The organism is Oryzisolibacter sp. LB2S (genome assembly GCF_040732315.1).
Taxonomy (GTDB): Bacteria; Pseudomonadota; Gammaproteobacteria; order Burkholderiales; family Burkholderiaceae_C; genus Alicycliphilus; species Alicycliphilus soli.
Map to the genome: position 1 here is coordinate 3,255,475 of NZ_CP160388.1, position 17,702 is coordinate 3,273,176.

Sequence of the window (17,702 nt, forward strand, 5' to 3'; positions counted from 1 at the left end):
TCGACATGATTCAGGCAGTGGCCATGCCAGTGGCCGATCGCCCCGCCCAAAGTGCCTGCCATTGCGCCAACATGGCCGGCTTCGCATACAGGCTGCTGACGACGGCATGCCCTCTGGCACGCCAGTCTGCCCAGTCGGCGCGGGCCTGCACCACACGCAGCATCAGCCGGGCAAAGGCCTCGTCATCGGGCGGACAGGTGTTGTTCGGGGACACGTCGGCCAGGATCTGCGGTACATCGCCCACGGCCGTCGCCACCACGGGCATGCCAACGGCCATGGCCTCCAGCAGCGCCATGGGCAATTGCTCGGTGTCCGAGGACAAGGCAAAGATGTCGAACTCGGGCAACCTGCGCCCAGGGTCGCTCAGGTAGCCGGTGAACTCTACGTCGTCCTGAACGCCCAGTGCCTGGGCCAGTTGCTGCAATTCCGCCATCAGGGGCCCACCACCGACGATGACCAGACGTGCCGGCTGCACCGCCCGCAACCGCGCGAACGCCTTGATCAGGCGCGGGATGTTCTTTTCCGCGCGCAGGCCCGCGACCGTGCCTATGCAGACGACATCGCCCGCCAACGGCCTTGCACGCGGCATGGGCTGCGCCGGCACGCTCACGCCATTGGCGACGAAATGGACGCCGCGGCGCGGCAGCCGCCATTCCTCAAGAGCTATGCGCTCGAGCTGGCGCGAGATGACCACCACCGGCAGCCCTGTCCAGCCCAGGAAAACGCGTCTCATCCACACGCGCCGGGGCAACTGCCGCTCGACCTCCTCCGGCCCGAACCCATCCTCCACATGAATCTGAGGACAGAGTCGAGGAACGTTGGCGGCCGCCCATTCGATGGCGCCCCAGTTGTAGCTCATGAGCAGATCGGGCTTCAGGCTGCGAAGCACCTGCCGAAAGCCGCTGCGGTTGGCCAGCGCCCCACCCTTGACGACCTTCAAGGGCATCGGGCTCCAGTTCACGGATGCATTCAGGCGCTCACCCGCATCGAAGCGGTTGTCCATCGCCACCACGGTGTGGCGAAAGTGGGGCCCAAAGGCATTGGCCAGCTCGACAAAGCGTGCCTGCGGCCCACCCAGCTGAAAGGTGGAAAACGCATGCAGCAAGTGGCGAGGCCGCAGGTCGTCGGTCACGCAGTGTGCTCCTCGGCATGGATCTGTACGGCCATCCTCCGGAAGGTGTGCACGTCCGACACAGGAGCCCAATTGAGATCACGCTTGGCCGCACTGCAATCGAAGTTGGCGGCAATGCCCCGCGAACGGATGTCGCGCAGATAGGGTCTGGGCACGCGCCGGCCCGTGACACGCTTGACAAGCCACTTGCCCATCTCGGCAAGCCACAGCCCGACCGGAGACGAAGGCACGAACTTCAATGGCCTGCCGGTGGCCTGTGCCACATCCGCCAGATATTCGCGCGCCGACGGTCGCACATCGCCGACGAGGTTGTAGGCACGCCCCACGGCCTGCTGTGACTTCAGCGCCCCGACAATGGCGTCCGCACAATCCGTCACCAACACCCAGGGCAAGGCATTGCGTCCGTCGTTCCAGCCCACGCAGTATTGATCGTTGTTGAAAAAGCCCAGTCCCCCATGGAAGGGAGAGGTGCCGGCTCCCATCACGAGACCGGGACGCAGCAACACCACGGGCAGGCCCAGCCTGCGATGCACATCGAGCACGGCGGCATCGGCCAGGGCCTTGGCGTGGGCGTAGTCGTTGCGGGTCTGCGGCATCGGATCGGGCGGCGTGTCATCACGCACCGTCTCGCTCGCGTTGCCCAGAAAGAGGCCGGCGATCGAACCCACATGCACGAGACGGCGCGCACCCGCCGCATGGGCGACTTCGGCCACCTGGACCGCCGTGTCCACCATGGCTGCGCGAATGGCCTCGAAGTCAGCCCCGCCGCCGCCATGCGCGAGGTTGACCACATAGTCGGCTCCCGCCATGGCGCGCTCCAGATCCTCGCGCCGCTTGACGTCGCCCCTGACCACCTCGACTGCAGGGTCGCTGAACACGGCCTGAAGATTGCGTGCCCCACGCGCCATGACCCTCACCCTGTACCCGGCATTGAGCAATGCCTGCGTGGTGTAGGAGCCGATGAACCCCGTGCCACCCAACAGCGCGACCAGCTCGCCTTCGCCCCTTGGCGCAGGCGTCGCGGCGGGCGCCACCGCAGGTAAGGGCTTGAATCCACGCGCAATCTGCTCACAGACATTCACCAGCGATGCGCCGAATTCCAGGTCGATGCGCGGGCGGCCACCGCCAGCCAGATCGCGGTAGAAGGCATGAATGCTGTGCTTCATGCCCACGTAAAAGGCATCCGAGCGTGGCTTGAGCTTGGCCATCGCCAGCACATAGTCACGCAGCACCGAAAAGCCCTGATGACCGATCTGGCGCGCCGTCGCACGCGCCGAAAGCCATGCGTCGACGGGCTCCATATAGGCCGTGCGCCCCAGAGTGTGGAACTGATTGGCGAACATGTCGGCCACGGCAACACCGTCGTCGCACACCACCGTCAGGCGGCACACCGTGAACTGCGAGCCCACATGAAAGCGCAGATGCGCCGGCATGCGTTCGCACATCAGGCTCGCCTGGCAGGCCGTGTGGAGCGCGACGCCCGGCGAGATCTCGAGCGGCGTTTCGCTCAGCACGGATATTTCACGCACGGAGCCCGCAAAGTCCACCACCTGCGAGAGCGGGTGAACCGCCTGCTCGAGCAGGATGTTCAGTGGTTCGCGGAACATCCAATGGCTGAACTGGCGCGCGGACAACTGGCGCAACGGCACCTCGTACACATAGCTCAGATAGCGCGGACGCCCCAGCTTGCCCGAGGCGATGGTCTGTTTGAGTTGCTGGTAGGCGGGATTGAACACGAAGTTCTGGTTCACACCCACGATCGCCCCCGAGGCGGCCGCAGCCTCGCGCAGCGCATCACACTCGGAGCTGCTGACGCCGAGGGGCTTCTCCAGCAGCACGGTCTTGCCGGCCTTGACAAAGGGCATGGCCGTGCTCAGATGCAGGTCCGGCGGTGTCAGCACATGCACAGCGTCGGCCTCGCTGGCGGCCGCCTGCTCCAGCGAGTCAAAGACATGGGGAATGCGGAAATCCCGCGCCAGTGCCCTCGCAGTTTCAGGATTGGCATCCACCACGCCATACAACGCAACACCGGGCGTCTCCTGTAGCGCGGCGGCATGGGTTCTCGCAATATTGCCGGCACCAACCAGCAGTACTTTCTTAAGGCTCACTCGATCTTTCCTCGTAATACAAATGGTTTGTGCTCAATGCCCCGCGGCGCCGTCATTGAGCCGCAGGAACGCCTCGAACATGAGCAGCATCCACAGCGCCGTGGCGTGGTCGCGCAGGCCGCTGTTGTGTTCGTCGATCAGGCGGCGCACGGTCGATGGGTTGAAAAATCCGCAGCCGTGCATGCGCTCGCCGAGCAAGGCCTGCTGCACACGTCCCTTGAGCGGACCGCGCAGCCAACTGGCCAGCGGCACCGAAAATCCCATCTTGGGCCGGTACAGCAAGTCATGGGGCAACAGGGGTTCACAGGCCTGCTTGAAAACGGCCTTGCCCTGGCCGCCGCGGATCTTGAAATCGCTGGGCAATGTGGCCAGCCACTCGACGAGCTTGTGATCGAGCAGCGGCGAACGCACCTCCAGCGAATGCGCCATGCTGGCTCGGTCGACCTTGGTGTTGATGTCTCCGACCAGCCAGGTCTTGTAGTCCAGGTATTGAATCAGTGCCAGAGGGTCATCGGTCTGCGCCCTGGCGGCGTGCTGGCGGAACACGTCGAGCACACCGTATCCGCCGAGGCTGCGCTGGAACGCCTGCGAGAACAATGCCCGGCGCGCATCGCCGCGCAACTGCGACATGCTGTGGCAATAGGCCTGGACGCTGTCCATGGCCAGTGCCTGGAAGGTGGTCTTGGCACGCAGGGGGCGCGGCGCCCAGTCGGCCTTGGGATACAGGCGCCCCAAGGGGCCGAACATGGCCCGGCGCAGGGCCAGCGGCATGCGCCCGCGTACCGCCTCCTCCCCCAGATGCATGCGATAGCGCCGGTAGCCACCCAGGCTCTCGTCACCACCGTCGCCAGACAGCGCCACGGTGACATGCTTGCGCGCCATCTGGCAGACACGGTAGGTGGGGATGGCCGAGCTGTCGGCAAAGGGCTCGTCGTACAGCCAGGCCAGGGTGTCTATGAGATCGAAATCCTCGCTGCTCACCGTCTCCAGTCGGTGGTCGGTGCGATAGCGCTCGGCCACCTGCAGCGCATAGGTGGACTCGTCGAACCGCGGGTCGTCAAAGCCGATGGAGCAGGTGTGCACCGGCGTGCTGGACAGGCCGGCCATGGTGGCGACCACGGCACTCGAATCCACGCCGCCGGACAGAAAGGCTCCCAGCGGCACGTCCGCCACCATGCGCAGCCGCACAGCCTCACGCAGGCGATCGCGCAGCTCGGCCTGTGCGTCCTGCAGCGTGATGGTACTATCATTAGTGAAGCTTACATCCCAGTACTGGCGTGCGGTAGGCCGGTTTTTTTCACCACGTCGCAGCGTCAGAGTATGGGCCGGGGGCAGCTTGTGGGCATTGCGGTAGATGCAGCGCGGGTCGACTACGTAGCCCAGGGTGAAGTACTCCTCCACCGCGAGCGGGTCGAGCTCGCGCACGAAGTCGGGGTGGCTGGTCAGCACCTTGAGCTCGGAGCCAAAGACGAAGCTGCCGTCGGGCAACCAGGCGTAGTGCATGGGCTTCACCCCCATGCGGTCGCGCGCCAGAAACAGTGTTTGCTCGCGACGGTCCCACAGTGCGAAGGCAAACATGCCGCGCAGCCTGTGCACGCAGGACTCGCCCCAGGCCGACCAGGCATGGACGATGACTTCGGTATCGCTGCGCGTCCTGAACCGATAGCCCAGAGCCTGCAGCTCGGCCGTCAGGTCGCGGTAGTTGTAGATCTCGCCGTTGAAGACGATGCCGACCGTGCCTTCCGCGTTGAACAAGGGCTGCTGGCCCGCGGCCAGATCGATCACCGACAGGCGCCTGTGACCCAGGGCCAGGCCGGGCTCCAGATGCACATCATGCTCGTCGGGGCCACGGTGGGCCTGCGAGTCATTGATGCGCGCGATGAGGGCACGTGCAATGTCTCGCGTGCCCTGGGTGTCAAAGATGCCGGAAATACCGCACATGGTCAGTCGCGCCCTCGCGTTTGCCGCAGCGCGGCGACCAGGGCATTGCCCTGGCTGTCCAGATAGGACTGCAGGCGTACGGCGGCCAGTTGTTCGGAATCCTGGCCATCCGGCAAGGTGGTGTAGATCACGATATTTGCCCCATCGTCGCCCCAACCGGTGATGCGCCCCAGCGCCCCCTGGAGCTTGCCCGCATAGTCGCTGGACGTGAACGCGCCATGCACCCAGTAGAAGCGCCATGCCAGCAGGCGTGCGCCCTCGCCGGACATGCCGGGCACAAGCTGGCGCAGTACGGCCGTCTCGACCTGCAGCGGCTGACCCTGCAGCCGGGCACTGCCGGCACCACGCGTCACACGCGCCCAGGCCTCGTCGTCGCTGCGCACCAGCGCGTTTGCCGAACTGACCAGCTTGCGCTCGTAGTCCTGCTGGCGGTAGTAACTGATGTGCAGGCCCACGGGTTCATTGCCCCCATCGGTCAGGCCCATGTCGAGGCTGGCGGATGCGTTCTGGAACGCAGGCACCCATGTGCTGGGCGCTTGCGCCGTAGCACGCCAAGGCGCCGATGGCTGGGGGCTGACCAGGTGAACCGGCGCAGACTGTGTGCCCAGACTCATCATGGCCTGCACACCATGGGGCACCAGAACCGCCACCAGTGCAAGCACCCAACCGGACCACAGCGAGGAAGAAGCCACCCGCGCCACCCGGGGTGCGACCACATGGGCCGGCACCTGGGGAGTCTGCGGCGCCGGGTCGGTCCAGCGCGCGCCGATGAGGAACATGACACCGATCACCAGACCAAAGAATGCCCAGCCGTAGATCAGGTGATCCACGCCGGTGGCAATGGCGTTGTCCGACAAATGCCCCAGCATCACGATCAGATAGGCACGTACCCAATTGGCCACCAGCGGCACCACAATCGCGATGCCCACGAACACCAGCCGCTTGCGCATGCTGTGATAGCTGATATAGGCAAACAGGCTACCCACGGTGACGGAGGCGATAAGGTATCGGATGCCGCTGCACGCCTCCACCACCGACCACCGGCCCGAGGGAATGACGAACTGCAGCCCCTCGCGGTACACGGGGATGCCGCTGGCACGCACGGCCATGACGGTGAAATCAGCCGTCCACTCCATCAGGCGCGGCAGCATGAAGTCCCCAATGGGTACGGCGAAGAACAGAAAACCCAGCGGAAAGGCCAGGGCCCTGGTCACCTGCCAGCCGAGCACGGCCGGCACGGCCAAGACGATCAAACTCACCAGCGCCAGCTGTGTCGCCGCGTTCACGGCAACCAGGTCACCAGCCAGCCACAATAGCGCAGCCCCCACCATGAGGAGCCATGCAAGGCTCCCGGGACGCGGCACCAACGGTGCCAGGTTGGCGCGTTGGCGCCATACCAGCCAGAGCGAGATCAGCGGCACGACGAAGCCATGGGCATAGGTCTCGGAACGCGCCCAGGTGGCGGCCATCGTCCATGCCGAATGCCAGTACGTCACCAGAATGACGGTCTGCAGCAACACACATGCGGCCAAGGGGCGGCGCCAGTGCGCCGGGATGACGGGCAAGCCGCTCATGAATTCCGACCTTTCACGTTGTCACCCCTTGGCCAGCCAGGTTGCGCGCCATCGCCAAACCGCCATCGATCTTCTGCAAATGCGCATGCCAGCTGAACGCCCCCTCCACGTAGACGCGTGCCTGTCGACCCAGCGCCGCCGTCTCGGCAGGCGCGTCGAGCAGGGACTGCAGGGCCTGGACAAAGTCTGCGGGCGAATCAGCGCGCAGCAGGCCCTGCTCCCGGGTGGCGCCAATGGCATCGGCGCAACTGGTCACGGTGACCACGGGCTGCTGCATGGCCATGGCTTCGAGAATCTTGTTCTGAATGCCCCGCGCCACACGCAGCGGCGCCACCACGGCGCTTGCATGCTGCAGATAGGGGCGCACGTCAGGCACCGTACCGGTGACAACGACCCGCGCGCCGGCCAGGGCGCGCACCTGCGGCGTCGGGCTGCGCCCCACGATGTAGAAGCGCAGCCGGGGATGGCGGGCCGTCAGTCGCGGCAACATGTCCTGGACAAACCAGGAGACACCATCCACATTGGGCCAGTAGTCCATGGCCCCGGTGAACACAATGGCCCGCTCATCGGCCGCAAAGGGGCTGGGCAGCCGCACCGACGGATCGAAGAACTCCGAATCCACGCCATTGGGCATGGATTCGACACGCCCCTCGCATTCCGGCGCCTGTGACACAAACAATGCCGTTTCGTTGGGCGTGACAAAGTAGGACCGGTGCGCGAGCATGGTCATGGCTCGCTCATAGGCGAGCAGCTCGCGCCCCTCGCGCCGGTAGAGCATGGACAGTGGCCAGCGGTGTGCCGGCGCATATTGCGTCCACTTGGCGGAGTCGACATCGACGAAGTCCACCAGCATGGGCACCTGCGGCAGCATCTGTGCATATTGCGCCATGGCGGACGAGAACACCACGCAGGCCTGCAAGCGGTGGGCCGCTGCGATCTGCCGCACCCAGGCCTGCATGCCTGCATGACGGTAGTACGCCAGGGTCAACGGTTCGCCGCGCAGCACCCCCGTCAGGCTCTTGAACTTGGCCTGGCGTGGATGGATGCGCTCCACATGGAGATCCGGGCACATGGAACGCAGCGTGGCCAGATGCTGTTCATCGTCCGGATCGTCGATGAAGGTGCCAAGAAACACACGGTGGTTTCTCTGCAGGTGGCGCAGCAGGTGATACGAACGCACCTTGTCACCCTTGTTGGGCGGGTACGGCAGTCTGTGCACCAGATAAAGGATGTTGCTCACGGCAGCCATGGGGTCGACAGCCTTCATCCCAGGTTTCGCACGATCTTGGGGCCCAGCCAATTGGCGAGCTGAATCGGCATGCGCCGCCAGGTGGCGATCAGCAGGCGGTACTTGGCGTTGGCCGGGTTGTTCTGCGGCACGGCATCGGTCTTGTAGAGCCGGTATTCATAGTGCAGGGGCGTGGGCTCGAACCCCCAATTCTTCTTGAACGAATATGACCCGGTGTTCTGCTTGCTGCGGCCATAGTCAAACACCTTCAGGCCACGTGCGCAGGCCCGGCGCATCAGCTCCCAATACTTGAAGTCGTTGGCCGCCAGGTCGCGCGCAGCCTCGGCATCGCCGGCGTAGTACGGCAGCACCTCATCGCGGAAATAAAAGCTCAGCACGCTGCTGACCGGCTGGCCATCGGCCGCGCACACCGTGAGCACCTCGCAGTCCGGCCCGAAAACCCGGCACAGCGCCTTGAAGTAGGCCTTGGGCATTGCGGGCGTGCCATGACGGTGAACGTTGTCGGCATAGAGCGCAAAGAACCGTTCGACCGTTTCATCGATGTGGGACGTCAGGCCATTCTTGATGCCCTTGCGGACCATGGCGCGCTGTTTGCGCGGAATGGCCTGCATGTTTTCTTCCTCTGTGGGCGCAATGGACTTGCGGAAGGTCACATACAGATCCTGCAAGGGCCAGTCAGCATGACGCCTCTGCACGTTGCGCAGCTCCAGATGCGCCACGCCCAGGCGCTGCGCAAGGTCCTGCGCGTGCTGCTCCAGGGCGCTGGCGGCATCCTCATCCATGGCGGCCACGCCTCCATAGACCGCAAACGGCAAACCCGTCAACGCGTTGCCAAACAGCAGGCTGTTGACATGCCCGAGCGGCAACACGCCGCGAATCTGCCCCTGCTCCTCCGCGTAGAGGTAATACGTGTCGTGTCGGAAGACGTCTTCGATGATTTCCTGCCAGCCCGCACGATGGAAAAACGTGGCATGTGGGCACGACTGGACAAAGGCCTCCCAGCGCGCCACGTCGCCGGCCTTGTGGCGGTCGAGCTGACGGATTACGAGTGCATTCATGCGTTTACTTAATGGAAACCTTTTGCGTCTGCTGCGGCAGGAAAATCTGGTCCATGCGCCCCCAGCTGAAATCCCGCAACAGGTACTGAAGGCGCTGCTCCATGCGTCCGATATTCACGTAGTGCCGAAATCGTGCCTTGAGACCCACGCCTGGAACACGTGGCTGGTCGACATCAATTTCCCAGGGGTGAAAATAAAACACCGCAGGCGACCTATCCCGCATGTGAACCTGGCGCAACATCCAGCGCGACAGCGAATACGGAAACAGACGGAAATACCCACCACCACTCGATGGTAGATTGCGATTGAACAACCTCAATGTGGTGGGCGGAACCTCCACCAGGCCTTCACGGATTTGATGCGCAAACCGAGGGGCATTCGGCATGCCATAGTGGTCATGCTGTATCGGGTAGATGCTTGAACTGTAACGATAGCCCGCACGCTGAAGGCTGTCCAACGCCCACAGGTTACCGGACCCTATCGAGAAACTCGGTGCCCTATACCCCTGCACCCTCGCACCTCCGATGTCCTCGAGCAAATTCTTGGCTCGAGAAATATCGTCGAAGAACTCCGACTCGGACAGGTCGGTGACTCGTTCATGGCCATAACCATGGCTGGCCAACTCATGGCCACCATCGACTATGCGACGCACCAGCGCCGGATACCGCTGCGCCACCCATCCAAGGGTGAAAAACGTCGCATGCACCCCGTTGTCATCCAACATGGCGAGTATGCGATCGACATTCCTCTCCACCCTGCATTCACTCGCATCCCACTTGTCGCGCTCGATGTAAGGAGCGAACGCCGATACCTGGAAATAATCTTCCACATCGATGGTCAGCGCATTCCTGATGACGGGAGTGATCGACATATTCATGGATTCCCTCACCCCGCCGTCTCGTCCGTCTGCGTTTTCCGACTGCCAGCCACGAGTTTCTGAAGATTCATGAGAATTTCGAGACTGACACGCTCCTGGCGCAGCACGCTGCGCTCAATACGCAGTAGATGCGCCGCCAACTGCTCGGCCGTCATGCTCATGATGTGGTTCGATATGTTGTCCGCCAGATCGGCGTCCAACTCCAGCACACCAGCCTCTCCCTCATTGTGCACAACATCGGCCGGGCAAGACGCAGCCGACTCCTCCAGTGCAGACTCCCAGGAGAGCATTTTTGGAGGCGGACGCATTTCGGCCTGGACCTCCTGAATGATCTCACCAACCAATGCAGCATCGATATGCGTCTTCTCGGCAAGAAACCCCTGCAAAAGAACGCGATCCATCAAGGTATTGATTCGCCGGGGAATGCCAGCAGTAAACCGATAAATGCTGTCAAAAACCTCTGAATCGAACGTCGGATGGCCCTCCGATCCGGTACATTTCAATCTGTGAAAAATATATTCACGGGTCTCATCGGCGTCCAGGGGACCCAGATGACATGTCGCAATGACACGCTGGCGCAATTGCAACATGCTCGGGCTCTGCAAAATCTCACGAAACTCAGGCTGCCCCACGAGAAACGTCTGCAGCAATGCGTCCTGACCATTCTGAAAGTTGGACAACATGCGCAGCTCCTCAACCGCTTGGGGTTGAAGATTCTGAGCCTCGTCCACGATCAAGAGACAGCGTTTGCCCTGTAGCGTCTGGGTTACAAAAAACGCCTCCAGGGCCATCAGCAGGTCACCCTTGGGAATCCCCTGAACATGCACGCCAAACGCAGCACCGACCAGGCGCAACGTATCTTCCGCGCCCAGCTGGGTGCTGACGAGGTTCGCGGCCACCACGGTGTCTGGATCCAGACTGTCCAACAGGCCACGCACGATCGTGGTTTTACCGGCTCCCACCTCGCCAGTAATTACGATAAAACCTTCACGGCACATGACCCCATACTCGAGGTATGCACGGGCGCGCTGGTGCTGCTTGCTGCTGAAATAAAAACTGGGGTCTGGATTGAGTTGAAAGGGCTTTCCAGTCAATCCATAAAAGGCTTCATACATGAATCAGAACCGATGTGTGATGAAGGCCATGACTGCCGACTCATCATAATTACTGACATTTCCGTCGGACAACACGCGGCGCAGTTGCAACCCCAGGCTTGTCCGCGGAGCAACCAATGTATTCATCCCAAGTTGAAACATGCGCGTCTTCATCTCCCAGCCAAGGGTGCTGCCTATGCTTCGCGTTCCGCTTACCATGGCATTCACAGTTGTATTGGGCGTGAGGCGATGGCCGATGATTGCACTCCAACCTCGCTGGCGAATTCTCTGATTGTTCTGAAAATCATCACCAAGGCTCAATGAGCCATCCATCTGCCTTGTATCAGAGCGCAGAGCCGCCAATGTCAAGGTACTGCGACGCCCCAACAAGGCAAGCGACAAATTCTGCGATCGCTGCAATCGACTGGAAGAGGACAGAAAGTCCTGGAATATTTTGGTATCGGGAGGCAAGCCCAGCCTCGCCAGTTCTGCCTGAATAATTCGCATGCGCAGAATCGGATTAGGCTCCAGACCCGCGTAAAAACCATCAAGCAAATCAAAGAGTGAACCCATTGATGCGGACTGGACGCCCAACCCACTCATGACGTCCTTCTGATCGGTGTAGCGCCAAACGGTGCGCGCAGTTCTGTACTCCAAGCTCGCATTGTGAGACTCACCGAAGTACCTGCTTTGCCGCTCGACAAACAGTCGACTCCGCTCAGACGGCCGCCAATCGATGGCAAAACCAGTGATCCTGTGTGATTTTTTTTCTGGAGATAGTTGATTGGTAGATTCCACGCCCACTATACCCGTAACGCTCAACGTGGCGACGGGGAGATAGGTCAGACGACCACGCAGGGCTGTAGTATCTATGTTTCGACCATTCGAGTAGTCTGCATCCTCCTGAGTGGCATCCAACCCCCAACCAAACAACTGGCCGCGGGGTACCTTTCCCAAATGAAGCCGCCAATCGTTGATTGTGACATTGGAATTGCTCGCCGTATCGGATCGAAATTCCTGCAGGCCGTATCGAACCTCATAGTCGACACCATTGACAAATTCGCCCCTGATGTATGGCGACACACGAAAACTGGACGTTTTCGCCATATTCGAATTTGCCAACGAGGTGCCAGTCGGACCGAACGCTGATACTGGCTGCAGACCCAGCATGCCATCGATGTCGATATACAGGTGATTGTCAATCGCCTCAACCGTCCCCCTGGCATTGAGGTTGTGCCACACCTTGTCGGAGCTTGTTCCGCGTGCATAGTGGGTACCATGAAGCGTGTAATCAGCAAAACCTTTGACACGAGCGGAGTCACGGATCACGCTGAACCCGGGCATCACCTCCGTCACCTGGTCACTGCCGCCGCCGCTGGTAAGCGGCCCATTGCTGGTGACGGTGTGTTGGATGGTAATGCGAGGTTCAAACCATCGCCCCTTGTGCTCAGGCGCGCCAGTGGGTGCCCCCCCTTGAGCGGGGCTCGATCCAGCTGCACCGGTGGACGTCCCCTGAGGCGACGCACCATCAGCATGGCCCGCCGACTGAGCACCGCCCATCTCGGGTACCTGCGCGAACACAGACGCCGAAAACAGCGTGGGCATCGCCATCAGCACGCATGCTGTGCAACCAGCTAAAGATATGTTCGCCATCCAGTGGTGGTGCAAATGCATATGGGCGCTTTCTCCCTTGTTTCACGCCATCGCAGAAGCAGCGCCACGCTCTCCCGCGTTTCGCTCGTGGCCATACCCGTAGCCATACCCGTATCCATACCCATAGCCTCCCAAGCCGTGACTACGAACCTGGTTGAGAACCATGAGTTTGATGGGACAGGACTCGATCGTGGACAGCGCGTGCTCCACATCGGACTGAAGGGTTTGCCCTGCCTGCACGACGATTACGACCTGTCCCATGTGACTGGCCAGGACACGGGCCTCCGTCGTGAGCAGCAAGGGCGGCGAATCAAAAATGATGATTCGATCGCTGTAGCGCTTGCTCATCTCCTGAAGCAGGCTGGTCATGGCGTCGCTGGCCAGCAACTCCGTGGCGCGCTCATGAGCCAAACCCGCCGGCAGCAGCGTCAGTTTGTCGATGTTGGTGCGCAAAAGCACATCTGCCAGTTCCGTCTTGTCCCCACGGAGCACGTCCAGCAAGCCCGCCGCCTGTGGAAGGCCGAGCTTCGTCATGACCGTGGGCCGCGTGACATCCGCGTCCACCAGCATCACGGTGTGGTCGAGCTCCATCGCCAGACTCATGGCCAGATTGATGGCGGTAAAGCTCTTGCCCTCGCCTGGCAGAGCACTGGTAACCATGATCAGATTGCCATTGGCTACCAGACTCGCGCCCTTGCCGGTTGCGTTGTCCAGCAATGGGCGCTTGATGACACGATATTGGTCTGTCGTCGCAGAGCGCGGGGCATTGGGCGTGACAAAGCCATTGGCAGTCAACGCCGTCAGATCCAATTGCACCGATTTCGAGCGACCATGCTCGGCCAAGGCGGTGTGCGAATCCACCCCGGCGTGGGGCGCAGGGGTCCCCCGCGAAAGCACGGGTGCCTCAGACGCGGCAACGCCGGTAGACGCGACCTTGTCGCCGGGCAGCACGGCACCAGCCTTGCGCAGTTGTTCCAGCCTCTGGGCTGCCTTTTCAATGGAACTTGTCATAGTTGTTTGTCACCGCAGAAGGCCTGTGCGAATGGACAGCGCCGCCATGCCACCCGCGTAGAGCAACAAGAAAGCCACGCTGGCCACGATGAATCGTTTCATGCTGCGCGATTCATGTCGCCGCCGTTCTTCGTTGGGGATCAATCCGACGACGCCCAGCAACGGCAATTGCGTCACCTGCCGCAAGGTCGCTGCATCGAAGAACACCGGACGGAGCTGACTCAGCAAGAACGCCACGCCCAAGCCCGCCGCGATGGCGGCAAGCAATGCCACCGGCAGCAACAACAAGCGGTTGGGAGCCACGGGCTTCGGCTCCACGCGCGGAGGGTCAATCACGCGGAACTCGGCCACGTTCGACGTGTTCTCCAACTTGCCCGACATCAGAGCCGATTCGCGACGAGCCACCAGGTCGTGGTAGTTCTTCTGGTGCACCTCATAGTCCCGATTGAGCTGAGCCAGTTCAGCCTCGAGCTGAGGTGCCAGCTTGAGTTGCTCATGCATGCGCCGCGCACGGTCCTCGAACTCGACCACGCGCGCCCGCAGCGATGCCACCTGCACTTCCGCGGCCGCATAGGCACGCGTCATTTCCTGCACCGCCGGATTGTTCTGTGTCGCAGGCATGACCCCGCCTTGCTCCACCTTGCGCCGCAGTTCCTCGATTTCCTTGCGCTTTTGTGCCTCCAGCTCGGCAATCAAGGCTCTGGCCCTGACCACATCGGGATGCCCATCCGTGTAACGCTGCAGCAAGGTGTCCAGGTTCTGCTTTTGCGCGCTGATCCGGGCATCAAGCTCGGGGGTCTGCACCTCGGACGCTGGGCCACCCAACGATTTCGCCACCTGCGTCCGCAGAGAATCGAGCTGACGTGCGATGGCCGCACGAGAGCTTTCCGCCTCACGCAGTTCCAGCCTGGCCTGACTCAGCGTTCTGTCGATTTCTGCGGCGCGCCCAGCAGTATCCAGCCCCCCTTCGGACTGCATCTCGATGTTGCGCAGCTTGAAGGCCTTGAGGCGACCCTCTGCATCGGACAGCTTGGTCTCGTATGCCTTGATCTGCTCATCAAGAAAACGGCGTGCGCTCTCCGAGTCCTGGCGCGAGGCTCCGAGGCTGGACTCGACGAAGATCGTCAACAGCGCCTGCACCGTCCGCTGGGCCTTGTCGGGACTTGTGTCCCGGTAGGACAGAGTGTAGAGGTTGTCGCGCCCCGTGGATTTGATGCTGATGGCCTTGGTGACAGCATCCACCACGGCATCGGTCGACGCCTTGGAATGCGCGCCAAGGTCCAGATCCGCCATACGAACCAACCGCTCCACCGTAGGGCGGTTGATCAGCGTACGGCTGAGCATGGACACCTGCTGCTCAATGTTGGGCTGCACGGCAATACCCGTCATGAGCGGACGCAAAATGGTTTGCGTGTCCACGTACACACGTGCCGATGCCTGATAGTGATCGGGCATGGAAAGCACGACCATCGCGCCAATCGCGCCGACCAGCCAGACCACAACCATTGCGATCCGGCGGTAGATCCACATACCGCGCGCAACGGTAGTGATTTGACCCAGAAGCTCGTTCATCCTCTTCCCTAAATGGCGCCAGGGCGCCTAGCAAATCTCAAACTCGGTCAGAACCAGCCCTGGGGGATGATCAGAATGTCGCCCGGCAACACTTCCACGTTGGCACCGATGTCGCCGCGCTTGACGAGGTCATTCAGGCGGACGGTGTAGCGCTTGTTGTTCTCTCTTGCGCGCACCAGGGTGGCGTTGTTCCCATCGGCAAAGTCCGTGAGGCCCCCGACGGCAATCATCACATCGAGCACGGTCATCTTCTGCGTGTAGGGCAGGAACTGCGGCTTGGCCGCCTCACCGACCACGCGAATCTGCTCGCTGTAGGGACCGACAAACGAGGTCACGATGACGGTCACCACAGGATCGCGCACGTATTTCGAAAGCTCCTTCTCCACGTCGCGTGCGATCTGCGCCGAGGTCTTGCCCTGCGCCACCAGGCCATCGATCAGGGGGGTCGACACCTGACCGTCCGGACGCACGGGCACCGACATCGACAGATCGGGATTTCGCCAGACGATGATGTTGAGCATGTCGCCGGGCCCCACGATGTAGTTGTAATCCGGCGTGGCCGCATTGGTCGGCGCCGGCGGATAGCTGCCAGTACTGGCACAGCCGACGGCACCTGCAGCAACGACGAGCACGGCCGCCGCACGAACCAGAGAACCCATTAGTCCGGAAACAAATCGATGCATGGAACCACTCCGATACAAAATTTATAGTGACACTAACAAAATGTCACAACAGGATATCTGAACACCTGCTGTGCGTAAACACTCGCAATATGCGGGCAAGCGATACCGTTGCATGCTCGTGAAAACGAGACTCTGCGTGAATCAGCGCCCGTACACGTCGCCCAGGCGCACGATGTCATCCTCTCCAAGGTAGGAGCCAGACTGCACCTCGACCATCTCCAGATCGAGGCGGCCGGGATTCTCCAGGCGATGCGTCACACCCACGGGTATGTAGGTTGACTGATTCTCCGTCAGCAAAAACACCTCCTCCCCCTTGGTGACACGCGCCGTACCGCGTACCACGATCCAGTGCTCGGCCCGATGGTGGTGCATCTGCAGCGACAGCGTGCCGCCGGGCTTGACCATGATGCGCTTGACCTGAAAGCGCTCGCCGGCATCGACGCCGTCGTACCAACCCCAGGGACGGTAGACCTTGCGGTGCAGCAGGCCTTCGGCGCTACCCTCGCGCCTGAGGCGCTCCACGATCTGCTTGACATCCTGGGTGTGACGCTGATCGGCCACCAGCACCGCATCGGGCGTCTCCACCACCACAAGCCCCTTGACGCCGACGCATGCGAGAAGCCGGCCCGAAGACATGGCGAGCGTATCCGTACACCCTTGCAGCATCACCCTTCCGCGTGCCACGTTGCCGTCCTCGTCCTTGGGAAGGATCTGCCACAGCGCATCCCATGCCCCCACGTCGGACCACCCAGCGGACAGCGGCAGCACCACCCCCTGTGGCATTCCCGCCACCGCCTGCCCGCCAGCCAGTCGCTCCATCACGGCATAGTCGATGGAATCGCTCGGACATGCGGCAAACGCCTCGGCATCCACGCGCTGAAACGACATGTCGGCAGCGCCGCCTGCCCACGCGGCCTCGCATGCCTGCAGGATGTCCGGCCGGCACAGGCGCAAGGCATTCAGCCACACCGATGCGCGCAGCACGAACAAGCCACTGTTCCAGAAGTAGTTGCCCTCCTGCAGGTAGCGCTCCGCCGTGGCGCGGTCGGGCTTTTCGACAAATCGCGCGATGCTTCGAGAGCCCTCGGCATCCACTGCGGCGCCGGCCTGTATGTAGCCGTACCCCGTCTCCGGCCGATCCGGCGTGATGCCGAAGGTGACGATGCACCCGTCCTGCGCCAGACGGGCCGCATGTTGCACGCCCGCCTGAAACGCCGCCACATCGGTCACCACATGGTCCGCAGGCATGACCAGCAGCACGGGGTCGTCACCCTGCGACTGCGCCGCCAATGCCGCCAGCGTCAAGGCAGGCGCGGTGTTGCGACCAACGGGCTCGAGCACGATGCGCCCCTGCCTGCCGATCAGCCGCAACTGCTCGGCCACCACAAAGCGGTACTCGTCGTTGCACACCACCAGATCGGGCGCCATGCGCAGACCGCTCAAACCCTCCAGACGACGCAATGTCGCCTGCAACAGGGAATCCTCCCCCAGGAAGGTGAGCAACTGCTTGGGATATTTCTCGCGCGACAGCGGCCACAGGCGCGTGCCCGAACCACCCGACAAGACTACTGGCTGTATCAACATGAGCTGCAGGCAATCCTTCAATCGGGAAAGAAAAAGGCCATCCGGGACGAGCCCCGGACGCCCACGGCGCTCATCCCCGGATGAGCACGCGCACGAGACGATTCGAGTTCTTGATGCGGCGCAGCATAACCGATGACCTCACCGGCCAAAACAAAGCAAATGTCAT

Annotated in this window: 13 protein-coding genes; all 13 read right to left on the reverse strand. The window is 62.1% G+C overall.

Annotated features, from left to right (window positions below; translation table 11 throughout):
- Positions 1 to 10 precede the first annotated feature (10 nt).
- Entirely contained in the window at positions 11 to 1,132 is a 1,122-nt protein-coding gene (locus tag ABUE11_RS15355; RefSeq protein WP_367066215.1) for a glycosyltransferase, read from the reverse strand.
- On the reverse strand, positions 1,129 to 3,240 hold the full coding sequence (locus tag ABUE11_RS15360) for an NAD-dependent epimerase/dehydratase family protein (protein WP_367066217.1): 2,112 nt from the start codon (positions 3,238 to 3,240) through the stop codon (positions 1,129 to 1,131). The genes ABUE11_RS15355 and ABUE11_RS15360 overlap by 4 nt, the downstream gene beginning before the upstream one ends.
- Positions 3,241 to 3,273: 33 nt before the next feature.
- On the reverse strand, positions 3,274 to 5,181 hold the full coding sequence (locus tag ABUE11_RS15365; protein WP_367066218.1) for an XrtA/PEP-CTERM system amidotransferase: 1,908 nt from the start codon (positions 5,179 to 5,181) through the stop codon (positions 3,274 to 3,276).
- A 2-nt stretch (positions 5,182 to 5,183) separates the two neighbouring features.
- A complete protein-coding gene (gene xrtA / locus ABUE11_RS15370) occupies positions 5,184 to 6,755 on the reverse strand; it encodes an exosortase A (RefSeq protein ID WP_367066219.1) in 1,572 nt (523 codons plus the stop codon).
- Between the two features lie 13 nt (positions 6,756 to 6,768).
- The gene (locus ABUE11_RS15375) at positions 6,769 to 8,004 is read right to left on the reverse strand and encodes a TIGR03087 family PEP-CTERM/XrtA system glycosyltransferase (protein WP_367068836.1); all 1,236 of its coding nucleotides are present in this window, start codon (positions 8,002 to 8,004) and stop codon (positions 6,769 to 6,771) included.
- 14 nt (positions 8,005 to 8,018) lie between these two features.
- On the reverse strand, positions 8,019 to 9,062 hold the full coding sequence (locus tag ABUE11_RS15380; protein ID WP_367066220.1) for a FemAB family XrtA/PEP-CTERM system-associated protein: 1,044 nt from the start codon (positions 9,060 to 9,062) through the stop codon (positions 8,019 to 8,021).
- A 4-nt stretch (positions 9,063 to 9,066) separates the two neighbouring features.
- Positions 9,067 to 9,939, reverse strand: a complete 873-nt coding sequence (locus ABUE11_RS15385; protein WP_367066221.1) for an XrtA system polysaccharide deacetylase — start codon at positions 9,937 to 9,939, stop codon at positions 9,067 to 9,069.
- Positions 9,940 to 9,947: 8 nt separating this feature from the next.
- Complete coding sequence (locus ABUE11_RS15390) at positions 9,948 to 11,054, reverse strand: XrtA/PEP-CTERM system-associated ATPase (RefSeq protein WP_367066222.1); 1,107 nt, start codon at positions 11,052 to 11,054, stop codon at positions 9,948 to 9,950.
- A gap of 3 nt (positions 11,055 to 11,057) precedes the next feature.
- Positions 11,058 to 12,644, reverse strand: a complete 1,587-nt coding sequence (locus ABUE11_RS15395; protein WP_367066223.1) for a TIGR03016 family PEP-CTERM system-associated outer membrane protein — start codon at positions 12,642 to 12,644, stop codon at positions 11,058 to 11,060.
- Between the two features lie 84 nt (positions 12,645 to 12,728).
- Positions 12,729 to 13,697, reverse strand: coding sequence for an XrtA-associated tyrosine autokinase (locus ABUE11_RS15400; protein ID WP_367066224.1), 969 nt, complete (start codon positions 13,695 to 13,697; stop codon positions 12,729 to 12,731).
- A 9-nt stretch (positions 13,698 to 13,706) separates the two neighbouring features.
- The gene (locus ABUE11_RS15405) at positions 13,707 to 15,269 is read right to left on the reverse strand and encodes an XrtA system polysaccharide chain length determinant (RefSeq protein ID WP_367066225.1); all 1,563 of its coding nucleotides are present in this window, start codon (positions 15,267 to 15,269) and stop codon (positions 13,707 to 13,709) included.
- Between the two features lie 47 nt (positions 15,270 to 15,316).
- On the reverse strand, positions 15,317 to 15,928 hold the full coding sequence (locus tag ABUE11_RS15410) for an XrtA/PEP-CTERM system exopolysaccharide export protein (protein WP_367066226.1): 612 nt from the start codon (positions 15,926 to 15,928) through the stop codon (positions 15,317 to 15,319).
- A 165-nt stretch (positions 15,929 to 16,093) separates the two neighbouring features.
- Positions 16,094 to 17,536, reverse strand: a complete 1,443-nt coding sequence (locus ABUE11_RS15415) for a mannose-1-phosphate guanylyltransferase/mannose-6-phosphate isomerase (RefSeq protein ID WP_367066227.1) — start codon at positions 17,534 to 17,536, stop codon at positions 16,094 to 16,096.
- Between the last annotated feature and the right edge of the window lie 166 nt (positions 17,537 to 17,702).

Excerpts from the sequence above, each read along its gene's own strand:
- ABUE11_RS15405 (WP_367066225.1), bottom strand. The coding sequence starts at position 15,269 with ATGAACGAGCTTCTGGGTCAAATCACTACCGTTGCGCGCGGTATGTGG.
- xrtA (WP_367066219.1), bottom strand. The coding sequence starts at position 6,755 with ATGAGCGGCTTGCCCGTCATCCCGGCGCACTGGCGCCGCCCCTTGGCC.
- ABUE11_RS15385 (WP_367066221.1), bottom strand. The coding sequence starts at position 9,939 with ATGAATATGTCGATCACTCCCGTCATCAGGAATGCGCTGACCATCGAT.
- ABUE11_RS15415 (WP_367066227.1), bottom strand. The coding sequence starts at position 17,536 with ATGTTGATACAGCCAGTAGTCTTGTCGGGTGGTTCGGGCACGCGCCTG.
- ABUE11_RS15375 (WP_367068836.1), bottom strand. The coding sequence starts at position 8,004 with ATGGCTGCCGTGAGCAACATCCTTTATCTGGTGCACAGACTGCCGTAC.
- ABUE11_RS15365 (WP_367066218.1), bottom strand. The coding sequence starts at position 5,181 with ATGTGCGGTATTTCCGGCATCTTTGACACCCAGGGCACGCGAGACATT.
- ABUE11_RS15395 (WP_367066223.1), bottom strand. The coding sequence starts at position 12,644 with ATGGCGATGCCCACGCTGTTTTCGGCGTCTGTGTTCGCGCAGGTACCC.
- ABUE11_RS15380 (WP_367066220.1), bottom strand. The coding sequence starts at position 9,062 with ATGAATGCACTCGTAATCCGTCAGCTCGACCGCCACAAGGCCGGCGAC.
- ABUE11_RS15400 (WP_367066224.1), bottom strand. The coding sequence starts at position 13,697 with ATGACAAGTTCCATTGAAAAGGCAGCCCAGAGGCTGGAACAACTGCGC.
- ABUE11_RS15390 (WP_367066222.1), bottom strand. The coding sequence starts at position 11,054 with ATGTATGAAGCCTTTTATGGATTGACTGGAAAGCCCTTTCAACTCAAT.
- ABUE11_RS15410 (WP_367066226.1), bottom strand. The coding sequence starts at position 15,928 with ATGGGTTCTCTGGTTCGTGCGGCGGCCGTGCTCGTCGTTGCTGCAGGT.